Source organism: Mesorhizobium sp. WSM1497 (assembly GCF_001672455.2).
Lineage (GTDB): Bacteria > Pseudomonadota > Alphaproteobacteria > Rhizobiales > Rhizobiaceae > Mesorhizobium > Mesorhizobium ciceri.
On sequence record NZ_CP021070.1, the window covers coordinates 812921 to 834173 of the forward strand.

General features: G+C 64.6%; 25 protein-coding genes. 11 read left to right on the forward strand and 14 right to left on the reverse strand.

What is annotated here, in order from left to right; genetic code table 11:
* Positions 1-132: 132 nt before the first annotated feature.
* Genes A9K65_RS03890 through A9K65_RS03900 form a run of 3 tightly spaced genes read right to left on the reverse strand, consistent with a single transcriptional unit; the run spans position 133 to position 2856 of the window.
* Positions 133-1032, reverse strand: coding sequence for an SDR family oxidoreductase (locus tag A9K65_RS03890; RefSeq protein WP_064992719.1), 900 nt, complete (start codon positions 1030-1032; stop codon positions 133-135).
* Complete coding sequence (gene queG / locus A9K65_RS03895; protein WP_064992718.1) at positions 1029-2183, reverse strand: tRNA epoxyqueuosine(34) reductase QueG; 1155 nt, start codon at positions 2181-2183, stop codon at positions 1029-1031. The genes A9K65_RS03890 and queG overlap by 4 nt, the downstream gene beginning before the upstream one ends.
* Positions 2164-2856: a glutathione S-transferase family protein gene (locus A9K65_RS03900; RefSeq protein ID WP_013528622.1), complete on the reverse strand. Its 693-nt coding sequence runs from the start codon at positions 2854-2856 to the stop codon at positions 2164-2166. Before A9K65_RS03900 ends, queG begins: the two co-directional genes overlap by 20 nt.
* A gap of 160 nt (positions 2857-3016) precedes the next feature.
* On the opposite strand from A9K65_RS03900, the gene A9K65_RS03905 reads away from it, so the two are divergent.
* Positions 3017-3823: an undecaprenyl-diphosphate phosphatase gene (locus tag A9K65_RS03905; protein ID WP_013528623.1), complete on the forward strand. Its 807-nt coding sequence runs from the start codon at positions 3017-3019 to the stop codon at positions 3821-3823.
* A gap of 273 nt (positions 3824-4096) precedes the next feature.
* Here A9K65_RS03905 and A9K65_RS03910 read toward each other — a convergent pair whose 3' ends face one another.
* Both A9K65_RS03910 and rsmI read right to left on the reverse strand, forming a co-directional pair.
* On the reverse strand, positions 4097-4474 hold the full coding sequence (locus tag A9K65_RS03910; RefSeq protein WP_024502180.1) for a YraN family protein: 378 nt from the start codon (positions 4472-4474) through the stop codon (positions 4097-4099).
* A complete protein-coding gene (gene rsmI / locus A9K65_RS03915) occupies positions 4467-5381 on the reverse strand; it encodes a 16S rRNA (cytidine(1402)-2'-O)-methyltransferase (protein WP_063169658.1) in 915 nt (304 codons plus the stop codon). Before rsmI ends, A9K65_RS03910 begins: the two co-directional genes overlap by 8 nt.
* A 149-nt stretch (positions 5382-5530) precedes the next feature.
* Here rsmI and A9K65_RS03920 point away from each other — a divergent pair, with 149 nt between their 5' ends.
* Positions 5531-5719, forward strand: coding sequence for a hypothetical protein (locus A9K65_RS03920; RefSeq protein WP_013528626.1), 189 nt, complete (start codon positions 5531-5533; stop codon positions 5717-5719).
* 73 nt (positions 5720-5792) lie between these two features.
* Here A9K65_RS03920 and A9K65_RS03925 read toward each other — a convergent pair whose 3' ends face one another.
* From A9K65_RS03925 to rph, 6 genes are all read right to left on the reverse strand, one after another.
* Positions 5793-6230: an EamA family transporter gene (locus A9K65_RS03925; RefSeq protein WP_063173476.1), complete on the reverse strand. Its 438-nt coding sequence runs from the start codon at positions 6228-6230 to the stop codon at positions 5793-5795.
* Between the two features lie 25 nt (positions 6231-6255).
* Positions 6256-6579: a low molecular weight protein tyrosine phosphatase family protein gene (locus A9K65_RS03930; RefSeq protein ID WP_024502182.1), complete on the reverse strand. Its 324-nt coding sequence runs from the start codon at positions 6577-6579 to the stop codon at positions 6256-6258.
* A 3-nt stretch (positions 6580-6582) separates the two neighbouring features.
* On the reverse strand, positions 6583-7746 hold the full coding sequence (gene hemW / locus A9K65_RS03935) for a radical SAM family heme chaperone HemW (protein WP_027161208.1): 1164 nt from the start codon (positions 7744-7746) through the stop codon (positions 6583-6585).
* Positions 7743-8390 carry an RdgB/HAM1 family non-canonical purine NTP pyrophosphatase gene (gene rdgB, locus A9K65_RS03940; RefSeq protein ID WP_064992717.1) on the reverse strand — a complete coding sequence of 216 codons (648 nt, stop codon included), beginning with the start codon at positions 8388-8390 and terminating at the stop codon, positions 7743-7745. Before rdgB ends, hemW begins: the two co-directional genes overlap by 4 nt.
* The gene (locus A9K65_RS03945; RefSeq protein ID WP_064992716.1) at positions 8390-8800 is read right to left on the reverse strand and encodes a VOC family protein; all 411 of its coding nucleotides are present in this window, start codon (positions 8798-8800) and stop codon (positions 8390-8392) included. The genes rdgB and A9K65_RS03945 overlap by 1 nt, the downstream gene beginning before the upstream one ends.
* A 183-nt stretch (positions 8801-8983) precedes the next feature.
* Positions 8984-9700, reverse strand: a complete 717-nt coding sequence (gene rph / locus A9K65_RS03955; protein ID WP_013528632.1) for a ribonuclease PH — start codon at positions 9698-9700, stop codon at positions 8984-8986.
* Positions 9701-9857: 157 nt separating this feature from the next.
* On the opposite strand from rph, the gene hrcA reads away from it, so the two are divergent.
* The 6 genes from hrcA to A9K65_RS03985 all read left to right on the forward strand — a co-directional run bounded on the left by hrcA (position 9858) and on the right by A9K65_RS03985 (position 15450).
* Positions 9858-10955, forward strand: a complete 1098-nt coding sequence (hrcA, locus tag A9K65_RS03960; RefSeq protein WP_027161211.1) for a heat-inducible transcriptional repressor HrcA — start codon at positions 9858-9860, stop codon at positions 10953-10955.
* Positions 10956-10979: 24 nt separating this feature from the next.
* Positions 10980-11177, forward strand: a complete 198-nt coding sequence (locus tag A9K65_RS03965; protein ID WP_023814156.1) for a hypothetical protein — start codon at positions 10980-10982, stop codon at positions 11175-11177.
* Positions 11178-11274: 97 nt separating this feature from the next.
* On the forward strand, positions 11275-12627 hold the full coding sequence (locus tag A9K65_RS03970; protein WP_082826610.1) for a sorbosone dehydrogenase family protein: 1353 nt from the start codon (positions 11275-11277) through the stop codon (positions 12625-12627).
* Positions 12628-12899: 272 nt separating this feature from the next.
* Positions 12900-13517 (forward strand): LysE family translocator, encoded by a 618-nt coding sequence (locus A9K65_RS03975; protein ID WP_013528636.1) that lies wholly within the window; start codon positions 12900-12902, stop codon positions 13515-13517.
* Positions 13518-13713: 196 nt separating this feature from the next.
* Positions 13714-14694 carry a cysteine synthase A gene (cysK, locus tag A9K65_RS03980; protein ID WP_013528637.1) on the forward strand — a complete coding sequence of 327 codons (981 nt, stop codon included), beginning with the start codon at positions 13714-13716 and terminating at the stop codon, positions 14692-14694.
* Positions 14695-14823: 129 nt separating this feature from the next.
* Positions 14824-15450 carry a glutathione S-transferase family protein gene (locus tag A9K65_RS03985; protein ID WP_064993009.1) on the forward strand — a complete coding sequence of 209 codons (627 nt, stop codon included), beginning with the start codon at positions 14824-14826 and terminating at the stop codon, positions 15448-15450.
* A gap of 3 nt (positions 15451-15453) precedes the next feature.
* Here A9K65_RS03985 and A9K65_RS03990 read toward each other — a convergent pair whose 3' ends face one another.
* Complete coding sequence (locus tag A9K65_RS03990; protein ID WP_064992715.1) at positions 15454-16698, reverse strand: RNA polymerase sigma factor; 1245 nt, start codon at positions 16696-16698, stop codon at positions 15454-15456.
* Positions 16698-17051: a YciI family protein gene (locus A9K65_RS03995; protein WP_013528640.1), complete on the reverse strand. Its 354-nt coding sequence runs from the start codon at positions 17049-17051 to the stop codon at positions 16698-16700. Before A9K65_RS03995 ends, A9K65_RS03990 begins: the two co-directional genes overlap by 1 nt.
* Positions 17052-17308: 257 nt before the next feature.
* On the opposite strand from A9K65_RS03995, the gene A9K65_RS04000 reads away from it, so the two are divergent.
* From A9K65_RS04000 to A9K65_RS04010, 3 genes are read left to right on the forward strand one after another with little or no spacing between them, the layout of a single operon-like run.
* A complete protein-coding gene (locus A9K65_RS04000; protein WP_064992714.1) occupies positions 17309-18268 on the forward strand; it encodes a TAXI family TRAP transporter solute-binding subunit in 960 nt (319 codons plus the stop codon).
* Positions 18269-18282: 14 nt separating this feature from the next.
* Complete coding sequence (locus A9K65_RS04005) at positions 18283-20403, forward strand: TRAP transporter permease (RefSeq protein WP_064992713.1); 2121 nt, start codon at positions 18283-18285, stop codon at positions 20401-20403.
* On the forward strand, positions 20400-20783 hold the full coding sequence (locus tag A9K65_RS04010; RefSeq protein ID WP_064992712.1) for a DUF1850 domain-containing protein: 384 nt from the start codon (positions 20400-20402) through the stop codon (positions 20781-20783). Before A9K65_RS04005 ends, A9K65_RS04010 begins: the two co-directional genes overlap by 4 nt.
* A gap of 15 nt (positions 20784-20798) precedes the next feature.
* On the opposite strand, the gene A9K65_RS04015 is transcribed toward A9K65_RS04010, so the two are convergent.
* Complete coding sequence (locus A9K65_RS04015) at positions 20799-21185, reverse strand: DCC1-like thiol-disulfide oxidoreductase family protein (RefSeq protein ID WP_275953346.1); 387 nt, start codon at positions 21183-21185, stop codon at positions 20799-20801.
* Positions 21186-21253 lie beyond the last annotated feature (68 nt).

The following is a 21253-nucleotide window of genomic DNA, read 5'->3' on the forward strand; positions in this document are numbered from 1 at the left end:
AGGCCGAATCATAGCATGCAACGCGGAACGCTTCGATCGACAGAGCGGTTCACCGAAACGGTGAACCGCTCTATCTCTGTTTTGACGCAATCCCGGACGGAGAACCGTGTCACACTTTTCCTGAAATTGCTTTTAGCGCTTCATCGGGCTGCGCGCCTCGCCGTCGCGCCAGTCGTCGCTCGCCCACATATGGTCGAAGGCGGCGCGGTAGTCCGGAAAGCGCAGGGAATAGCCCGCCGCCTTGATCGCCGCGTTGCCGACGCGCTTGTTCTCGCCATAGAAGGACCGCGCCATGGGCGAAAGTTGGGCGGCGTCGAAAGGAATCTCGGGCGGCGGTTCGATGCCCATCAATGATGCGGCATAGGCGACGACGTCCTGCGGCGCCGCCGGCAGATCGTCGGTGACGTTGAAGATGCCGCCTTTATTGCCTTGGATGAGCTGCCACAGGGAGCCTGCAATGTCGTCGCAATGAATGCGGTTGAACACTTGGTCGGGCTTGACCAGCCGCCTTGCGCTGCCGTTTTCCAGATTGACCAGGGCATTGCGGCCCGGCCCGTAAATGCCGGAGAGTCGCAGGATCGCCACCGGCCGGCGAATCTCGCGGCCCAGCTCCAGCCAGTCCTGCTCTGCCGCCACCCGCATCATCGAACGCTTCGACACCGGCCGGCATTCAGCCGTTTCATCGACCCAGGCGCCGTCATAATTGCCGTAAACCCCGACTGTAGAGAGATAGCCGATCCATTCCAGCAAAGGCATTTGAGCGATTGCCTCTCGCGCCGCACCCAGCACGGGATCGCCGGCCTCCTCCGGGGCGACCGAGATCAGCAGATGCGTTGTTTTCCGCAATGCATCGCCAATCTCATCCCTCATCGCGCCGTCGAACAGCAGCGGCGCGATGCCGGCCTGCCGTAGCGTCTCGAATTTTTCCGGCGAGCGTGTCGTGCCGAAGATCGTCGCGGCGCCTTTGTTGGCCCGAGCAAAAGCCCTGCCGGAATAGCCGGCGCCGAAGATGAATATCTGCTTTTCGCTCATGCATTCGCCCTGGTTGGCCGCGCCAGACGCCATTCGTCGCGCACGGCTTCGTCGCTCTCGGTTTTCAGGCCGAGGGCTGCCCTTTCTGAATATTCGGCATCGGGCACCAGCCGCGCCAGCGCCCAAATTGCCGCGCCCCGCACCAGCGGGGACGGATCGCCGAGCAGCGCAAGCACCGCGCCGGACAGCGACGCTTCGCCGGAATTGCCGGCGGCGATCAGCACGTTGCGGATGAACCGATCGCGGCCGATGCGTTTTATCGGCGAACCGGAGAAGAAAGCGCGGAAGGCCGCGTCATCGAGACCCAAAAGGTCGGCGAGCGGTGGTTCGCGCAGATCATCGCGCGCGGCGAGTTTTGCTTCCGAAGCCGCCCGGGCGAATTTGTTCCACGGGCAGGCGGCTAAACAGTCATCGCAGCCATAGATGCGGTTGCCGATCTTTTCGCGGAATTCGTGCGGAATCGGCCCCTTGTTCTCGATGGTGAGATAGGAAATGCAGCGCCGCGCATCGAGCCGGTAGGGCGCCGGAAAAGCATCGGTCGGGCATGCGTCGAGGCAGGCGCGGCAGGAGCCGCAATGGTCGATTTCGGCGCGGTCGGGCACCAGTTCGGCGGTGGTGAAGATGGTGCCGAGGAACAGCCAGGAGCCGTGCTCGCGGCTGACCAGATTGGTGTGTTTGCCTTGCCAGCCAAGCCCGGCGGCTTCGGCCAGCGGCTTTTCCATGACAGGTGCGGTGTCGACGAACACCTTCACGTCACCGCCGGCGCGGGCAACGAGCTTGCCGGCGATCTCCTTCAGCCGGCCTTTCATCACATCGTGATAGTCGCGGTTTTGCGCATAGACCGAGATCGCGCCGCGGTCGCGCTTGGCCAGCACTTCGCGAAGATCATGGTCGGGGCCGTAGTTCATCGCCAGCACGACGATCGAGCGTACCTGCGGCCAGAGGGCCGTTGGTTCACTGCGGCGTTGCAGCGTCTCGGCGATCCAGTCCATTGAGCCGTGAAAGCCATCGGCGACGAATTCGGCCAGGCGCGCCGGCGCCAGCGGGATCGCATCGGGGGAGGTGACGGCGACGGCATCGAAGCCGGCGCGCTGCGCCTCCGCGTCGATCAGCGCGCGCAGTTTTGCGGCGTCAGAAGTCGAGGTCCGCATAATGCGACACCGGTGACAGGCCGCGCACCCGGTCGGTCAAAAGCGGCCGAAAGGAAGGCCGCGACTTGACCCGCGTGTACCATTCGCGAGCAGCGCTGTGCTCGCGCCAGTCTATCTCGCCGAGATAATCGAGCACCGACAGCGTCGCCGCGGCCGCGAGATCGGCATAGGTGACCCTCGAGCCGGCCAGCCAGTGGCGGGTGCCGGCCAGCCAGTTGGTGTATTTCATGTGCTGGCGGATGTTGGCGCGCGCCGCACGGATCGCGCCCGAGTCGGGCGAGCCGCCGCCCGCCGTTTCCGGCATGACCGGCTTCAGCACGCGCTCACGCACCAGATGGCGGGTGACTTCGCTTTCAGCCTTGTTGAGATACCAGTCGATGAGCCGGCGGATTTCGGCGCGCTGCATCGGGTCCTCGGCGAACAGCCGCTTGTCGCGCTTCAGCACGCCGCGCGTCTCATCGAGATATTCCGATATGACCGTCGCGCCGACGATCGGCACGTCGCCTTCGGCCAGCAGGATCGGCAGCGTGCCAGCCGGGTTCAGCGCCAGGAACTCCTTGCGCCGGGTCCACGGCTTTTCCTCGATCAGGGCCAGCTCCTCGCCATACTCGCCGAAAGCGAGGCGGACGAAGCGACAGGTGGCGAACATGGGGTGGTGGAAAAGCGTCAGCATGGTTCCGCGATGATAAAGCGCACTGGCGAATCGCAGGGCGCACCGGTAAGTCTTGGCCGCCCGGTTAGCGGGCCGTCAGGGTGTTGCGACCTATAGGGGGACTTCAACGCCATGACAAGCAAGCCCTTCTGTCAGCCGTCACGCCAATGCCGAGGTAGCCATGGAAAGCCAGACCATCGTCGAAGCCCTGCTGCTCGGCCTGCTGGAGGGGCTGACCGAGTTCATCCCGGTGTCCTCGACCGGCCATATCCTGCTCGCTGGCCATTTCCTCGGCTTCCACTCGACCGGCAAGGCCTTCGAGATCCTGATCCAGCTCGGCGCCATCCTGGCGATCCTCAGCGTTTATTTCCGCCGCCTCTGGAAAATGCTGCTCGAACTGCCGCACGACCGACTGACCAGGCATTTCGTCATCGGCATCCTCATCGCCTTCCTGCCGGCGGCATTCATCGGCGCGCTGGCGCATGATTTCATCAAGACGGTGCTGTTCGAATCGCCAAGGCTGATCTGCATCATGCTGATCATCGGCGGCGTCGTGCTGCTGGTGGTCGACCGCATGAACCTCAAGCCGGTTTATCGCGACGTCGAGCGCTTCCCGACCCGGCTTTACCTGCAGATCGGGCTTTTCCAGTGCCTGTCGCTCATTCCCGGCACATCGCGTTCGGGCTCGACCATCGTCGGCGCCCTGCTTTTGGGCGTCGATAAGCGCGCGGCCGCTGAATTTTCCTTCTTCCTTGCAATCCCGACCATGGTCGGCGCCTTCGCCTTCGACCTGTTCAAGAACCGCAACGTGCTGAGCAGCGCCGACCTGCCGATCATCGCCGTCGGCTTCGTCGCCGCCTTCGTCACGGCGCTCATCGTCGTGCGCTTCCTGCTCGATTACGTCTCGCGCAAGGGTTACTCGCTGTTCGGCTGGTGGCGGCTGGTGGTGGGCGGTGTCGGGTTGGTGGCGTTGATGATCTGGGGGTGAGGAGTGTTCCGCGTAGCAGCCCTCACGCTTCGTCCCACGGGCGGAGCAAGGAGCGTAGCGACGCGGCACAGACCCGAGGATCCATGCCGCGACGTGGACCGAAGAGCGCGGCGGTAGAAAATAGCCATCACTAGGCTCGCTATCGCCTGCGAAGTCTTTCACTTTCTGCACCGTAGAGGCGCTTAAAGGTCGCGGCATGGATCCTCGGGTCTCCGCGACGGAGCTTCGCTCCTGCTCCGCCCGTGGATGACAAATGAAGGAGGGCTGCCCCCTCTAACTCTTCCCATAAAACGCGTTCTCGACATGCACCGGCCAGCGCCAGGGCAGCACCGCGACCATGTCGAAGCGCATCGACAGTCTGCCGTAGTCCGCTTGGCGCGAGAGCCAGATGTCGGCCGCGCCTTCTATGCGACGCTCCGATTCGTGACCGATCGCCTCCATGGCTTCCATCAGCGACCGGCGCGCCTTGACCTCGACGAACAGCACCAGGTCGCCGCGCCGCGCGATCAGGTCGATCTCGCCGAAGCGCGTGCGGTGGCGGCGGGCGAGAATGCGATAGCCTTTCAGCATCAGCGCTACCGACGCCAGCCATTCGCCGCGATGGCCGCGCCGATAGGCTTTCTGGCGGCTGGCGCTCGGGCGTTCAGCCACCGTCGCTTTCTCCCGAAGCATCCTTGAGCTCCAGCAATCGCCGATAGAGCGCCTGTTTCTGGCCGCCGGTCATCTTCGCGGCTTCCGCCGCCGCCTTGGAGGCCGGCATCTCGGCGGCAAGCGACAGAAGCAAACGGTCGATGTCGGCGGGTTCGTCGACCCTGGCCTCGGCCGGAGCGACGCAGACGACGATCTCGCCCTTCGGCGTATCGGCCGCGGCATAGTGGTCGGCCAGCGCCTGCAGCGTGCCGGTTCGCATCTCCTCGAAGGTCTTGGTCAATTCCCTGCCGATCGCGGCCTTGCGCTCGCCGCCCAGCGCTTCGACCATGGCACCGAGGGATTCGGCCAGCCGGCGCGGCGATTCGAAGAAAATCAATGTCGCCGGCACGGCTTTCAGTGCCTCCAGCCGCGTCAGCCGCTGCCCGGTCTTCACCGGTAAAAATCCGGCGAACATGAAGGCATCGGAGGGCAGGCCGGATGCGGTCAACGCCGCGAGCGGCGCCGATGGGCCGGGGATAGGCACGACGCGAATGCCGTGGTCGAGCGCCTCGCCGACCAGCCGGTAGCCGGGATCGGACACCAGCGGCGTGCCGGCATCGGAGATCAGCGCCACGCTCTGTCCGGCCTGCAGCGCCGCGATCAGCTTCGGCCCGGCCTCGCCGGCATTATGCTCATGATAGGCTGTGGTGCGGCGGCGGATGCCATAACGGTCGAGCAGCACGCGCGACACCCGTGTGTCTTCGCAAGCGACGATGTCGGCGGCGGCCAGCGTCTCCAGCGCGCGCAGCGTGATGTCGGCGAGATTGCCGATCGGCGTCGCCACCAGATAGAGCGCCGGCTCCAGCGGCCGGGCCGCGATCTCGGTCTGCCCGACCACATAGCTGCGCTTGCCCGTCTCTGCGGTCACTGATCAAGTCTCCGTTCGACCCTGTTTGGCACGGCTGGCGCGGGCTTGCAAAAGCTGACGCCGATGTAGGGAATTCGCCTTTCCTTTGCCACAGTGGGGAACCAAACCGGCGTTGGCAGATTAGCCCCCTGATTCCGGAGGAGGACAGGATGGACAGCCTCAAGATACAAGACGCTTTCGAGCCCTACTATGCCGGCCGCAACCGCGTTGCCACCCCCAGGGACAAGCGCCCGTCTGCCAAGACCGAGCACAGCCTGACCGAAGAGCGCGTCGCCAGCACCTTGCCGACGAACGTCAGCCTTTCCGACAACAAACCCGACAGCACGACGGAGCACTGACCGGACGATGCCCAATCGCTTCGATATCTTCATCACCCGTCTTGAAACGAAGAACGCACGCCATGGCGCGCAACTACCCTCGATAGGCGACCAGCACAGCACCCGCCGCGATAAGGGTGACGCCAAGCCAGTTCGCTCCGGACAACCGCTCGCCGAGAAAGGCCGCGCCAAACACCGCCACAAGCACGACGCTTAGCTTGTCGATCGGCGCCACCTGCGCCGCATTGCCGATCTTCAGGGCGCGAAAATAGCAGAGCCATGAAGCGCCGGTCGCCAGACCGGACAGGGCGAGGAAAGCCCAGGTCTTTCCCGAGATCGTAGCCGGCGACTGGAACTGGCCGCTGGCGAGCAGGATGGCACCGAGCACGATCAGGATGATGATCGTGCGGATGAAGGTGGCGAAATCGGAATTGATGTTCTCGATGCCGACCTTGGCGAAGATCGCCGTCAGGGCAGCGAATGCAGCCGAGAGCAATGCCCAGAATTGCCAGGAGGATACGGTCAGGTTCATCAAGGTGGCCTTCGCGGATGACGTCTCAACCGAGATACCGCGAAACGCGCGCCTTCAGAAGGCCAATCAACTCCAGATCCATGAATTCATAATTGTCAGGTATGTCGAGGCAGATCACACGCGCCTTCTTCAGGCTGGCCTTGAATTTCTTCTGCAGCTTGGTGCGGTGCGCCTTTTCCATGACGAAGATGATGTCGGCCCAAGCGACCAGCTCATGCGTCAGCGGCGTGTCGGCATCGTGGTTGGTTCCGGCCGAGGCCACCTCAATATCGCGGCGCGTTGAAAACACCTGTTCGGCGGTCGGGCTGCGCAAGCGGTTCTGGCTGCAGACGAAAAGGACGTTCTTCAAGGGTTAGCGCGCCAGATCGGCGACCACCGCGTCGAGCACGATCATGCCGGCGGCCGTGGCACGCAGGCGCGCATTGCCGATCGGCGCCACCAGCCCTTCGCCCTGCAGCATCGACAGCCGCGCGCTCGACAGGCCGCGCCCGGAGAACGCCTCGTAGCGGGAGAGATCGATGCCTTCGGCCAGCCGCAGGCCCATCAGCAGGAATTCGTCGGCCTCTTCCGAGCGCGTCAGGATCTCGCCGCCGGTGACGCCATGGCCCTTGGCCTCGACCAGATTGGCCCAGGTTTCCGGCATCCGCTCGGCGATTGTCACCGTGCGGCGGCCGTTCTCGACGAAGCGGCCATGCGCGCCCGGCCCGACGCCGACATATTCGCCATAGCGCCAATAGGTCAGGTTGTGCCGGCTCTCGGCGCCCGGCCTGGCGTGGTTGGAAATCTCGTAGGCCGGCAGGCCGTGCGCCGTGGTGATCTCCTGCGTCAGCGCATAGAGGTCGGCGGCATGGTCGTTGTCGGGGATGACGAATTTCTTTGCCGCATGCAGCGCGTGGAAGGGCGTGCCTTCCTCGATGGTCAGCTGGTAGAGCGACAGATGGTCGGCGGCATGGCCGATCGCCTGTTCCAGCTCCGATGCCCAAGCCTCCGGCGTCTGGCCGGGGCGGGCGTAGATCAGGTCGAAGGACAGCCTTGGGAATATTTCCCGCGCGAAGCCGATGGCGTGCAGGGCCTGTTCGACATTGTGCAAACGGCCGAGGAAGCGCAAATCCTTGTCGTTCAGCGCCTGCACGCCGAGCGATACGCGATTGACGCCGGCTGCCCGGTAGCCGCGAAAGCGTTCGGCCTCGACCGAGGAGGGATTGGCCTCCAGCGTCACCTCGATGCCGGCGGGCACCGTCCAGTTCTTCGCCACGGCGTCCAGAACCCTGGCCACGGTTTCCGGCTTCATCAGCGAGGGCGTGCCGCCGCCTAGAAAAACGCTGGTCACCTCGCGCGGCCCGGTGCGCTCGCGCATCGTCGCCAGTTCGGCCTCGAAGGCGGCGGCAAAGCGCTCCTGGTCGACCGGCTGGTGGCGAACATGGCTGTTGAAGTCGCAATAGGGGCATTTGGCCGCGCAGAACGGCCAGTGGACATAGACGCCGAAGCCGGGCGTCCGGTCGAGCAGCATGCTCATGCCGAGCCCAATCGAGCTTGGGCGAATTTCTGGAAGGCGCGGGCGCGGTGCGACAGCGCCGTGGCCTGGCCGGGCTTCCAGCCATGCTTTTCCTCGGCGCTCATTTCGCCGAAGGTTTTTTCGAAGCCCTCGGGCAGGAACACAGGATCATAGCCGAAGCCGAGCTCGCCGCGCGGTGGCCAGACCAGCGTGCCCTCGGCCTCGCCGCGATAATATTCGGCCTCGCCGTCGGGAAACGCCAGGCAGATGACGGCGACAAAGCGTCCCTTGCGCTGCTCCGGCAAGGCGGCGCCGACCTCCTGCAGCGCCACTTCGGTGCGTTGCATGGCCATGCCGAAGTCACGCGAACCGTCCGGGGTTTCGGCCCAGTTGGCGGTGTAGACGCCGGGCGCGCCGTCAAGCGCGTCGACGCACAGGCCGGAATCGTCCGACAACGCCGGCAGGCCGGTCGCCTTGGCGGCGGCGAGCGCCTTGATGTAGGCGTTCTCCTCGAAGGTGGTGCCGGTCTCATCAGGCTCCGGCAGGCCATACTCCCTGGCCGACTTGGCTTCGAAGCCGAACGGTTCCATCAGGTCGGCGAATTCGCGCAGCTTGCCCTCATTATGGCTGGCGACAACGATCTTCTTGCCATCGAGAGAATGCATCAAAGGCCCCAGATTCTTGGCTCGGCAAATTCGATCGAATTGCCCGAGGGGTCGCGTATATAGATCGAACGGCCGCCCTGCGGCCACTCGAATTCGCTCTCGATGGCGATCTTCTTTGCCTCGAGATGCGCTTTCCAGCCGGCGATTTCATCGGCGGTCGCCGCAAAGCAGAGATGACCTTGGCCGACCGCGCCATGCGGCGGCACCGGCAGCCTCGCGCCGGGCGCCGGCGGGATTTTGGTTGCCTCGGCGTTGAAGACGAGCAGCACGCCGGGGCCGCAGCGGAAGAACAGGTGGCGGCCGTCGACCTTGCCGAGGGGATTGAGGCCGAGGATGTCGGTGTAGAAGGTTTCGGCGGCGGGCAGGTCTGTGACGTAGAGGGCCGATTCCAGGATCGCGGAGGGTGTCACGAGGCGCCCCCCTCTGGCCTGCCGGCCATCTCCCCCTCAGGTGGGGAGATTGGCAGCTTCTGCATTGTCGCGCACCCTACAACGCCGGAGATTGGCGAAGCCCTAGACGACATCCGATCTCCCCACTTGAGGGGGAGATGGCCGGCAGGCCAGAGGGGGGCGCTCAGGCTCGACATCTAAAAACTAAGCCACTGCCATCTGCTGCAAACTCACCAACCGCTGGATGCCTTTCTTGGCCAGGCCCATCAGGTCCGCGAACTGCTCCTCGGAGAAAGGCTCGCCCTCGGCGGTGCCCTGGATCTCGACGATGCCACCCTTGCCTGTCATGACGAAATTGGCGTCGGTGCCGGCCGCGGAATCCTCGATATAGTCGAGGTCGATGACCGGCTGGCCGTCATGGATGCCGCAGGAGATCGCAGCGACATGATCCTTCAGCACCTTGGCGACGCTGGCCATCTGGCGGGCTTCCATCCAGCGCAGGCAGTCATACAGCGCCACCCAGCCGCCGGTGATCGAGGCAGTGCGGGTGCCGCCATCGGCCTGGATGACGTCGCAGTCGACGGTGATCTGCTGTTCGCCCAGCGCCTGCAAATCGACCACGGCGCGCAAGGAGCGGCCGATCAGCCGCTGGATTTCCAGCGTGCGGCCGCCCTGCTTGCCGGCCGAAGCCTCACGGCGCATGCGCTCGCCGGTCGAGCGCGGCAGCATGCCGTATTCCGCCGTCACCCAGCCCTTGCCGGAGTTGCGCATCCAACCCGGCACTTTTTCCTCGAGGCTGGCCGTGCACAGGACATGCGTGTCGCCGAACTTCACCAGGCATGAGCCTTCGGCATGCTTGGAGACGCCACGCTCGAAGGAGATGGCACGCATTTCGTCGAATTGGCGTTTGGAAGGGCGCATTCAGGGCTGCTTTCTTGTCATTTTTCGGAATCTTGGCCGGCTTGTAACCGCATGGGACGCGTGGCGCAAAGGAAAATGGCCTGACGATCTGACACAGACACCGGGTTGCGCGGGTGCAGTGTAAGTCTATATCCTTGGGCCGGAGGTTTTTGGCCGTATGACCAAGGCAGTCGATCCGAGTTCGCAGTCGCCCGCGCTTCAGTCGCCAGTATTCCAGGCGCTCGACATGCGTTCCCGCGACATCTTCCGGCGCATCGTCGATTCCTATCTCAGGGACGGTGAACCGGTGGGATCGCGCAGCCTGTCGCGTATCCTGCCGTCCTCACTGTCGCCGGCGACCATCCGCAACGTGATGAGCGACCTCGAGCATCTCGGCCTGATCTACGCGCCGCACATTTCGGCCGGCCGGCTGCCAACGCAGGCCGGCCTGCGTTTCTTCGTCGATGCCTTCATGGAGCTTGGCGACCTTTCCGACGAGGAGCGCCGCGCCATCGAGGCACAGGTGCGGGCGTCCGGCTCCGGTGCGACGCTGGAGCACATGCTGACCGAGGCCAGCCAGATGCTGTCGGGCATGTCGCGCGGCGCCGGCCTGGTGCTGGCCGCCAAGAACGAGGTGGCGCTGAAGCACATCGAATTCATCCAGCTTGAGCCGACGAAGGCGCTGGCGGTGCTGGTGTCGCAGAATGGCGACGTCGAAAACCGCGTCGTCGACCTGCCCGCCGGCATCACCGTCTCGCAACTGCACGAGGCCTCGAATTTCCTCAACGCCCATATACGCGGTCGCACGCTTGCCGAGGCGCGGATCGAGATCGCTCGCATCAAGGAAGAAACCAGGGCCGCGCTCGACACGCTGTCGCAGGACCTGGTGGAGAAGGGGCTGGCGGTGTGGGCCGGCGCCGACAGCGGCCTGCCGGCACGGCTCATCGTGCGCGGGCGTGCCAATCTGCTTGAAAACGTCACCGCCCAGGCCGACATCGAGCTGCTGCGCCATCTGTTCGAGGACATGGAGACGCAGGACGGGCTTATCCAGCTGCTTGACCTCGCCGAGCAGGGCTCGGGTGTGCGCATCTTCATCGGCTCGGAAAACAAGCTGTTTTCGCTGTCGGGCTCGTCGCTGGTCGTCGCCCCCTATCGCGACAAGGATGCCCGCGTCGTCGGCGCGCTCGGCGTCATCGGCCCGACCCGGCTGAATTACGCGCGCATCGTCCCAATGGTCGACTATACGGCGCAGCTGATTTCACGCATGCTGCGCTGAGCTGATCCAACCGAGGAGACGACGATGGCGCTCGAAGAATTCAAGGCCCGGATCAGCCTGCTGCTCGAGGAGATGGTCAACCAGCCGGAAGACCAGCACGAGATCCAGGAGCAGCTGCGCGAAAAACTGCAGGAAATGCGCGCCATGGGCTTGCCGCTGCCGGCCGACCTCGTCGAGTTGGAAAAACGCCTCGACGACGATTTCTACGCCGCCGGGACCTGAACCGGGAAACCGCAAGCTTCCTTCACCTCATCGTGTGCCGTGGAACGATCGACGAAACCGGTCGTTCCTGTTTTCACGCCGAACATTGGAGGACCGAATGATGCGTTTTGCCGGCCCGGCACTTTCCGCCGCACTGTTTGTCTCGACCGCTTCATTCGCCCAGCAGGCGGACGAGCCGGTGCTGAAGGGCGCGGCCGCCTTCGGCGACTGGCGAGCGGACAAGCCGGGCACACGCCGCCTGATCAGACCGGATGATCTGCCCAAGCCCAATGCCACCCGGTCGACCTCGAACAGCGCCGGCATCGCGGACATGCCGGCAGACGCGAAGCTGCAACTGCCGCCGGGGTTCTCGGCCGAGCTGGTTGCATCGGGCATCGACAATCCACGCGTCGTGCGCGTCGCGCCGAATGGCGACCTGTTCGTCGCCGACAGCAAAGCCAACCAGGTCCGCATCTATCGCCTCGCCGAAGGCAGTGCGAAGCCGGCGCAGGACGGCATCTTTGCCGGCAATCTCAACCGACCCTATGGCATTGCCTTCTATCCGCCGGGCCCTGACCCACAATGGGTCTATGTCGCCAACAGCGACAGCATCGTGCGCTTTGCCTACCGCAATGGCGAACTGAAGGCCTCCGGCGATCCGGAAACCATCGTCGGCAACATCCCCGCCAGTCATCACTGGACCCGCGATATCGCCTTCTCGCCGGACGGCAAGACGCTTTACCTTTCGGTCGGCTCGGGATCGAATGTCGCCGAGGACATGGGCCGGGAGCCGAAAGGCGGACTCGATGCCTGGGCGAAATCGCAGCCGCTGGGTGCAGCCTGGGGTTCTGAAGACGGCCGCGCCGACGTGCTGACCTTCGATCCCGATGGCAAGAACGGCCGCATCTTTGCCGCCGGCCTGCGCAACTGCTCGGGTATGACCGTGCAGCCGGCGACCGGCGCGCTGTGGTGCGTCGTCAACGAACGCGATGCGCTAGGCGACAATGTGCCACCCGAATACGCGACCGTGGTCAAGGAGGGTGCCTTCTATGGCTGGCCCTGGTACTATATCGGCAACAATGAGGATCCGCGCCACAAGGGTGAGCGCCCCGATCTTGCCGGCAAAACGACCGTTCCCGATGTGCTGATGCAGGCGCATTCGGCGCCGCTCACCATCGCCTTCTACGAGGGGAAGAGCTTTCCAGCTGAATACAAGGGCGATGCGTTCGTCGCTCTGCATGGTTCATGGAACCGCGGCAACAGGACCGGCTACAAGGTGGTGCGGTTGCTGTTCAAGGACGGCAAGCCGACCGGCGCGTATGAGGATTTCATCACCGGCTTCGTCGTTTCCAACGGTGAGGTCTGGGGCCGGCCGGTCGGCGTGGCGATTGCGAGCGACGGTGCGCTGATCGTCAGCGAGGACGGCAACGGCACCATCTGGCGTGTCACCCATGGCGACGGTCCGTCCTGATCTGCTCAGGTAACGCAGGCCCCCTCACCCGGATTGCCAACCGAATTGCGAAGAGCAATTCGGGACAATCCGACCTCTCCCCGAGGGGAGAGGAGTCAGCAGACGCTGGCGCCCGTCTCTTCTCCCCTCGGGGAGAAGGTGGCCGCGAAGCGGCCGGATGAGGGGGCTTCGTAAGGCGAGCCCTCAATATCTGGTGCAATAGAATCCGGCCCCAGGGAATTCAATCTTGGCCTGTCCCATGCAATAAAACGCTCTGATCCGAGACCAGTGCCATGACCCTTACCGGATTCCTCGCCTATAGTGCGGCCCTCGGCATCGCCGCCGCGATTCCTGGTCCCGGCATCACCGCGCTGGTCGCCCGTGCGCTCGGCTCAGGCTTCCGATCGTCGCTGGCGATGTCGTTTGGCCTGATGGTTGGCGACATCACCTATCTGACCGCCGTGGTGCTTGGCCTCGCCTTCGTCGCACAATCCTTCGGCATGGTTTTCCTGGCCATCAAATGGCTCGGCGTCGCCTATCTCGCCTTTCTCGGCTGGCGCTTCTGGAACAGCGGCATCACGCCCGAGACCGTCGAGGCCGGAAAAGGCAAGGGCGGCTTGCTGTCGAGCTTTGCCGCCGGCCTGACCGTTACCCTCGGCAATCCGAAGACGATGATCTTCTATCTCGCGATCACGCCGACCATCGTCGACCTGAAAACCATCACGCTGGCGGATTACGGCATCCTCGTCGCGCTGACCGTTGTCGTGCTGTTGGTGGTGCTGGTGCCGTATCTGGCGCTGGCGGCCAAGGCGCGCTGGTTTCTGAAATCGCCCCGCGCGCTCAAGGCGCTGAACCGCACGGCGGCCGGCTTCATGGTCGGTGCTGCTGCAGCGATTGCCGCTCGGCAATAGAGAGCTTTCCGCCAAAGCATTTCGCAAACGGGCCTTTGCGAGAAATGCTTTTCCGGGACGGCACGGTTTTAGACACAGGTCCCACTCGGATATTTTCAGCCGACAGTCTATCTTGCGCGACCGAAGGCCCTATCTTGCCGGCTGCAATTCCACTGCCTGAAATCCTTACTCGCCTGAAGTTCTGGGAGCGAAACAAATGAACAAGTCCGCCACATCAGCCCGCGTGCCCGGCCGCGGCCGCGTCTACAATTCCATCACCGATACGATCGGCGACACTCCCCTGGTGCGGCTCGACAAGTTCGCCAGGGAAAAGGGCATCGTCGCCAATCTCATCGCCAAGCTCGAATTCTTCAATCCGATCGCCTCGGTCAAGGACCGCATTGGCGTGGCGATGATCGAGGCGCTTGAGGCATCAGGCAAGATTTCTCCCGGCAAGACAACGCTGATCGAACCGACGTCGGGCAACACCGGCATCGCGCTTGCCTTCGCCGCCGCGGCCAAGGGCTACAAGCTGATCCTGACGATGCCCGAAACAATGTCGGTCGAGCGCCGGAAAATGCTGGCGCTGCTCGGCGCCGAGTTGGTGCTGACCGAGGGTCCGAAAGGTATGAAGGGCGCCATCGCCAAGGCCGACGAACTGGCAGCGACGATCCCCAATGCGATCATCCCGCAGCAGTTCGAGAACCCGGCCAATCCGGAAATCCACCGCACGACGACGGCCGAGGAAATCTGGAACGATACGCATGGCGAGGTCGATATCTTCGTCGCCGGCATCGGCACCGGCGGCACCATCACCGGCGTCGGCCAGGTGCTGAAGAAGCGCAAGCCCTCCGTGCATGTCGTCGCCGTCGAGCCCGACTCCTCGCCGGTTCTGTCGGGCGGCCAGCCCGGCCCGCACAAGATCCAGGGCATCGGCGCCGGTTTTGCGCCCAAGATCCTCGACACGACGATCTATGACGAGATCGTCAAGGTGTCGAACGAGGATTCGGTGGCCAATGCCCGCCTCGTCGCCCGCCTCGAAGGCGTGCCGGTCGGCATCTCTTCGGGCGCCGCCCTGCAGGCGGCCATCGTCGTCGGCTCGCGGCCGGAGAACAAGGGCAAAAATCTTGTGGTGGTCATCCCGTCCTTCGCCGAGCGCTATCTGTCGACAATCCTGTTCGAGGGGCTGGGATCGTAGTCCGACGCTCCTTCGCGTCCAAGCTGGCCCGCTGAAAAAACGCGCGTGGCCGCCATCGGCGGCTTGAGCGCGGCACCGCTTCCGGTTCATATCGCCCCGGCCTGCTTTGCGCGGCCGGGGGAGAATTTCATGTACAAGCTTTATACCCGTCCTGGCAGCGGCGGCTTCGTCGTCGAGGCAGCGCTGGCGTTGGCGAATGCACAGTTCGAGCAGATCGACGTGCCGAAGACCGACCGGCCCGACCCCGCCTTCCTCGACATCAGTCCGTTGAACCAGGTGCCGGTGCTGACCTTGCCGGACGGAAGCTCGATGACGGAATCGGCGGCGATCTGCATCCTGCTTGCCGAGCGTCATCCCGATGCCAATTTGGCGCCGGCAGCAGACGCGCCTGCCCGCGCCGATTTCCTGCGCTGGATGGCCTTCATGTCGTCGGTGCTCTATCCGGCGGTGCTGCGTTTCTACTACGCATACCGCTACACTGCCGATCCCGAAGGCACCAAGGCGGTCAAGCAGGCAGCCGTGGCCGAGATGGACCGTGGCTTTGCCGTTCTGGATGCCGCGCTTGAAGGCCGTGACTGGCTGGTCGGCGAGCGGATGTCGCTGGCCGACATCTATCTGGTCATGCTGGTGGCCTGGCATCCCGACATCGACAGCGCGCGGACGGCATGGCCGAACATTGAACGCCTGTGGGCGCGGCTGCGCGACCATCCGCTGATGAAGGCGCTCAACACCTCGCACGAGATGTGGCCGGGTTGAAGCTCAATTTCTGAGCACTGCCCGCTTTTCCTGCAGGAAGCGGCGCACCGCCGGGTCGCGCTCGAGGCCGATCGCCCGGTCATAGGCTTCGCAGGCTTGCAGTACCTGACCAAGCCTGGCCAGGAGACCGGCGCGTGCGGCCCAATAGGGCTGATAGTCATCAAGCCGTTTGTCGTCGCCCAGCACGTAGAGGGCCGCCAATCCCGCCACTGCGCCCTCGGCCTCGGCGATCGCCACCGCGCGGTTTATCGCCACCACCGGCGATCCTGCGATCGAAAGCAACGCATCGTAGAGCTCGCGGATCGCCGCCCAGTCGGTGCGGCCGGTCAGCCGTCGTGCCGCATGCGCGGACTGCACGGCCGCCTCAAGCTGGTAGCGGCCGATGATGCCCTTGGCCGCGGCGTTGGAAAGCAGCGCCTCCGCCTCATCGATCAGGGCGCGGTCCCATAGAAGGCAATCCTGTTCCGCCAGCGGCACGAAGTCGCCGGCGGCGCTGCGCCGTGCGGCGCGGCGCGACTCAGCAAACAGCATCAGCGACAGGAGGCCCAGCGCCTCCGGCTCCTCCGGCAACAGCGAAGCCACCAGCCGGCCGAGCCAAATGCCTTCGGTCGCCAGATTGCGCCCTCGCGTCTCGGTTCCCGCCGGGTCGGACCAGCCTTCGGCGAAGGCGGCGTAGATCGCTTCCAGCACCGCATCCAGCCGTTCGCCGAGTTCGGCCTGCTCCGGCACGCGGAACGGAATACCGGTTTCACGGATGCGGGACTTGGCTCGCACCAGGCGCTGGCCCATCGTTGCCGGCGAGACCAGGAAGGCGGAAGCGATCGTCGCGGCGTCGAACCCCAGCACCGTCTGCAGGATGAGCGGCGAACGCACGCTCGATTCGATCGCCGGATGGGCGCAGGCGAACATCAGCCGCAGCCGCTCGTCGGGCAGGTCTTCGTCGGTCATGCGCGCCTCCGCTTCCTCGGCAATCAGCTTGAGATGCTCGCGGCCGGCCTCGCTGGTCAGCCGGCGCCGCACCGCATCGACGCGGCGCCGCCTTGCCACCGCCAGCAGCCAGGCTTCCGGTTTCTTGGGTACGCCGGTTCTTGGCCAGCGTTCGAGGGCGGCGGCAAAGGCATCGGCCAGCGCGTCCTCGGCTGCGGCCACGTCGCGCGTGCGGGCCGCGAGCCAGGCGACAAGCTTGCCGTAGCTTTGCCGGGCGGCGGTTTCCGCTGCCGCCCGCGCGATCTCCAGGCCACTTTCCATCACATGGTCTGTTCCCAGATCGGCCGCAGCTCGACCGTGCCGGCGCTGGCCGCGGGGCAGCGCGCCGCCCAGGCGATAGCGGCATCGGCATCCTCGGCCTCGATCATGTAGAAGCCCGCAAGCTGCTCCTTGGTGTCGGCATAGGGGCCATCGAGCACGTTGGTCTTGCCATTGACCATCCGCACCGAAGTGGCGGCCTGGGTCGGCTTCAGCCGGTCGCCGGCCAGCCAGGCGCCGGATTTCTTCAACGCATCGGTATACGCGCCATAGGCAGCGCTGATCTCGTAGGTCTTATCGGTCGGCGCGGCCGCCATCGCGGCTTCATTGACGTAGATCAAAAGCATGTATCGCATGGTCTTCTCCCGTTGTTTCGAAGGCTGCTTCGTTTGCGAGCCGGACGTATGTCGCGCGGCCCTGGCCGATTTCGACAGGCATTGGAAAAATCTTTCGGCTCCGAAGACATTTCACGCAAGCGGCCATCTGTGCATCCCGCACTCAACCATTCGTCTAACGCATGGGATTGCGGGTTGGCATTTCCATCTCGCTGTCTAAACTCGCTTCTGTTCGCGTCAGGGAGGTGATGCGGCTGCTATTTCAGGGAGGAAATCAGATGTTCCATTTCAGGACGAAACTTGTTGCGGCCGGCGCCGTGGCGCTGTCGCTTGGCCTGAGCGCTGTTTCAGCCAAGGCGCAGGAATTCATCAATGTGCTCACCGGCGGCACATCTGGCGTCTATTATCCGCTCGGCGTGGCACTGTCGGAAATCTACGGCAAGGGCATCGAAGGCGCCCGCACCCAGGTGCAGGCAACAAAGGCTTCGGTCGAAAACCTCAATCTGTTGCAGCAGGGCAAGGGCGAGATCGCGTTTGCGCTGGGCGATTCCGTGAAGCTGGCCGCCGAAGGCAATGCCGAGGCCGGTTTCCCCGGCAAGCTCGATAAGTTGCGCGGCATCGCAGCCATCTATCCCAACTACATCCAGATCGTCGCCAGCCGGGAGTCCGGCATCAAGACGCTGGCCGACCTCAAGGGCAAGAGCCTGTCGGTCGGCGCGCCGGCCTCCGGCACCGAGCTCAACGCCCGCGCCATCTTCGCCGCCGCCGGGTTGAAGTATGAGGATCTCGGCCGGGTCGAGTATCTGCCCTTCGCCGAATCGGTCGAGCTGATCAAGAACCGGCAGCTCGACGCCACGCTGCAATCGGCCGGGCTCGGCGTCGCCTCGATCCGCGACCTCGCCACCTCCGTGCCGATCAATGTCGTGGCGGTGCCGGCCGAGGACGTCGCCAAGATCGGCGCGCCCTATCTGTCGGTGGTCATTCCCAAGGGCACGTATGAAGGCCAAAGCGAGGATGTCGCCACCGCCGCCGTCGGCAATTTCCTCATCACCCGCGCCGATGTCTCCGACGAGACCGCCTACCAGATGACCAAGCTGATGTTCGACCATCTCGACCAACTGGCTGCGGCACATGCCGCCGCCAAGGCGATCGACCCGGCCAAGGCGCTCGACGCCATGCCGGTGCCGCTGCACCCCGGTGCCGAGCGGTACTACAAGGAGAAGGGCTTGTTGAAGTAGGGCGGGTCCGTCGGATGACCGAAGCAACGTCTGGAACGTCAACCGACGGCAAATCCGCCACCTTCCATCTACCTGCCGTCGAAGAACAGGTCGAAGGGCTGCCGCCGGGCTTCGGCGACGGCCTTGCGGGCAAGGCCGCCTTTCTCATCGCCGTCGCCTTTTCCGTGTTCCAGATCTATGTCGCCGCCTATGGCAGCATTCCGAGCCAGGTGGTGCGGGCCATGCATGTCGGCTTCCTGCTGCTGCTCGGCTTTGGCCTGATCGCCAATCTACGCGCCAAGAGCATGCCGGCGAAAGCCGCGTTCTGGACGCTCGGGGCGCTCGGCTTCGGCACCGGCCTCTACAATTGGGTGTTCTACACTGATCTGATCCGCCGCTCCGGCTTCCTGACCACGCCGGACCTCGTCGTCGGCGCGGTGCTGGTGGTGCTGGTCTTCGAGGCAGCGCGGCGGCTGATGGGCCTGCCGCTGGCGGTCATCGCTTTCATCTTCCTCGCCTACTGCTTTTTCGGCAACCATTTGCCGCCGCCGCTCATCCATCGCGGCTATGATTTCGCCCAGCTCGTCGACACCTTCGCCTACGGCACCGAAGGCATCTACGGCACACCGATCTATGTCTCGGCTGCCTACATCTTCATCTTCGTCGTCTTTGCCGCCTTTCTCGAACGCGCCGGCATGATCGCGCTGTTCAACGATTTCGCGCTTGGCCTGGTCGGCTCGTGGCGCGGCGGCCCGGCGCAGGTCTGCGTGCTGTCCTCGGCGCTGATGGGCACCATTTCCGGCTCGGGTGTCGCCAATGTGGTGGCCAGCGGCCAGTTCACCATCCCGCTGATGAAGCGCTTCGGCTTCCGCTCGGCTTTTGCCGGCGCCGTCGAGGCGACCTCCTCGATGGGCGGCCAGATCATGCCGCCGGTGATGGGCGCGGTCGCCTTCATCATGGCCGAGACGCTGAACGTGCCTTATGCCGAAGTGGTCAAGGCGGCGATCATCCCGGCGCTGCTCTATTTCGGCGCCTGCTTCTGGCAGGTGCATCTGGAAGCCGGCAAGGCAGGCCTGCACGGCATGGCCAAGGCCGAGCTGCCCAATCCGTGGGACGCGGTGCGGCAACACTGGCCGCTGGTGCTGCCGCTGGCCGCGCTCATCTACCTGCTGTTTGCCGGCTATACGCCGATCTTCGCCGGCACGATGGGCCTGGCGCTGACCATCGTGCTCATCCTCGGCACGCCGTTGGCGGCAGCGATCGGGCCGCTGGCCTTCCGCATCGTCTTCTGGATCGCGCTCGGGCTTGCCGCCGCTTCGTTCATGAAGTTCGGCGTCAACCTCCTCGGCCTGGTGATCGCCGCACTGGTCGTCGCCTGCTTCACGTTCAAGGGCGGCCGCGAGACGTTGCAAATCTGTGTCGACTCGCTCGCCGAAGGCGCCAAGAACGCGCTGCCGGTCGGCATTGCCTGCGCCATTGTCGGCATCGTCATCGGCACGCTGACGCTGACCGGCATCGCCTCGACCTTCATCGGCTGGATCATCTCGATCGGCGAGGACAATTTGTTCCTGTCGCTGGTGCTGACCATGGTCACCTGCCTGGTGCTGGGCATGGGCATTCCGACCATTCCCAACTACATCATCACCTCGTCGCTGGCCGGGCCGGCGCTGCTCGAGCTTGGCGTGCCGCTGCTGGTCAGCCACATGTTCGTGTTCTATTTCGGCATCATGGCCGATTTGACGCCCCCGGTGGCGCTGGCGGCGTTCGCCGCCGCACCGATGGCCAGGGAAAGCGGCCTGAAAATCGGCATCCAGGCGACCAAGCTGGCCATTGCCGGCTTCGTCGTGCCGTTCCTGGCTGTCTACACGCCGGCGCTGATGCTGCAGGACGCAGGTCCGATCGCCGCCCAGTTCGGCTATCCCGTCGAGGTCGGCTACATCGTCGCCAAGGCGTGCATGGGCATCGTGCTGTGGGGTGCCGCCGCCGTCGGTTTTCTGGTCACCCGCATGGCGTGGTGGGAGCGGCTCGTCGCCTTCGCGGCCGGCGTGCTGCTGGTCGCCGCGGTGCCGCTCACCGACGAGGCCGGCTGGGTGCTGGCGCTGGCCTGGATCGGCTGGCACTGTTTTCGCGCGCGGCAGGCTTCAGTCAGAACATGAGCCTGTGCATCCTGGCCGCGGGCAAGACGGTAACGCTCTCCGTCGCCGCCTTCACGCTGTCCTGGACGCATTCGGTGGAACGGACGCGCTGGCAAGAAGACTGGAAGGTCACGTTCTCCGGCCTGCAGGTGGTCGAAGCCCGGATCGAGGGCTCGGGCGCCGGCATGGAGCCACCGGAAGGCGCTGTGCTGAAGGAGGGTTGGTGGAGCTATGCGCCTGATGTCGGCCCGCAGCGGCGCGTCGTGCTCGCCGCTTCAGGTGCAACCAGCGACGGCTGGACACTGTGCACGGTTCAGGGCTGCCGGGAATTGGGGAGGACGGCAGGCGGACCGATCGTGCTCGAGCCGTGCCGGCCGGATGGCACGAGCCAGCCGCGGTAGCGCATAGCCACACCCTCAGCCAAGGAACCGCTCGCGCAGCTCCGGAGAAGGAATGTCGCAAGCGTCCTTCCTGCCGAACAGGGCGTAGCGGTTCCTGGCGATGCGATCATAGAGCCAACCACGCAGCGGGCGCGGCAACAGCAACAGTGCCTTGGCCGCCCGCCAAGGCCAGCCGAGTTCCGCCATGACGGCGACAAAACTGTCCAGCCGCGTGAAGGCGACGCCGTCGATCAGGACGAGATTGGTTTCGTAAGAGTCGGTGCGCAGTCCATGCTTCCGGAACAGCGCTTCACCGAAGGGCGACTGCGCGGTGGCGAAGCGGAAACGGCCTTGGCGGTCGAGCCTGACCACCATGCGCACGAAACCGGAGCAGAGCACGCAGACGCCATCGAAAACGATCAATGGATGGCGTGAGTCGAGAACTGTTTCGAAAGGACGAGTTGACTGGGGTCGAACTGGTTGAGGATGGT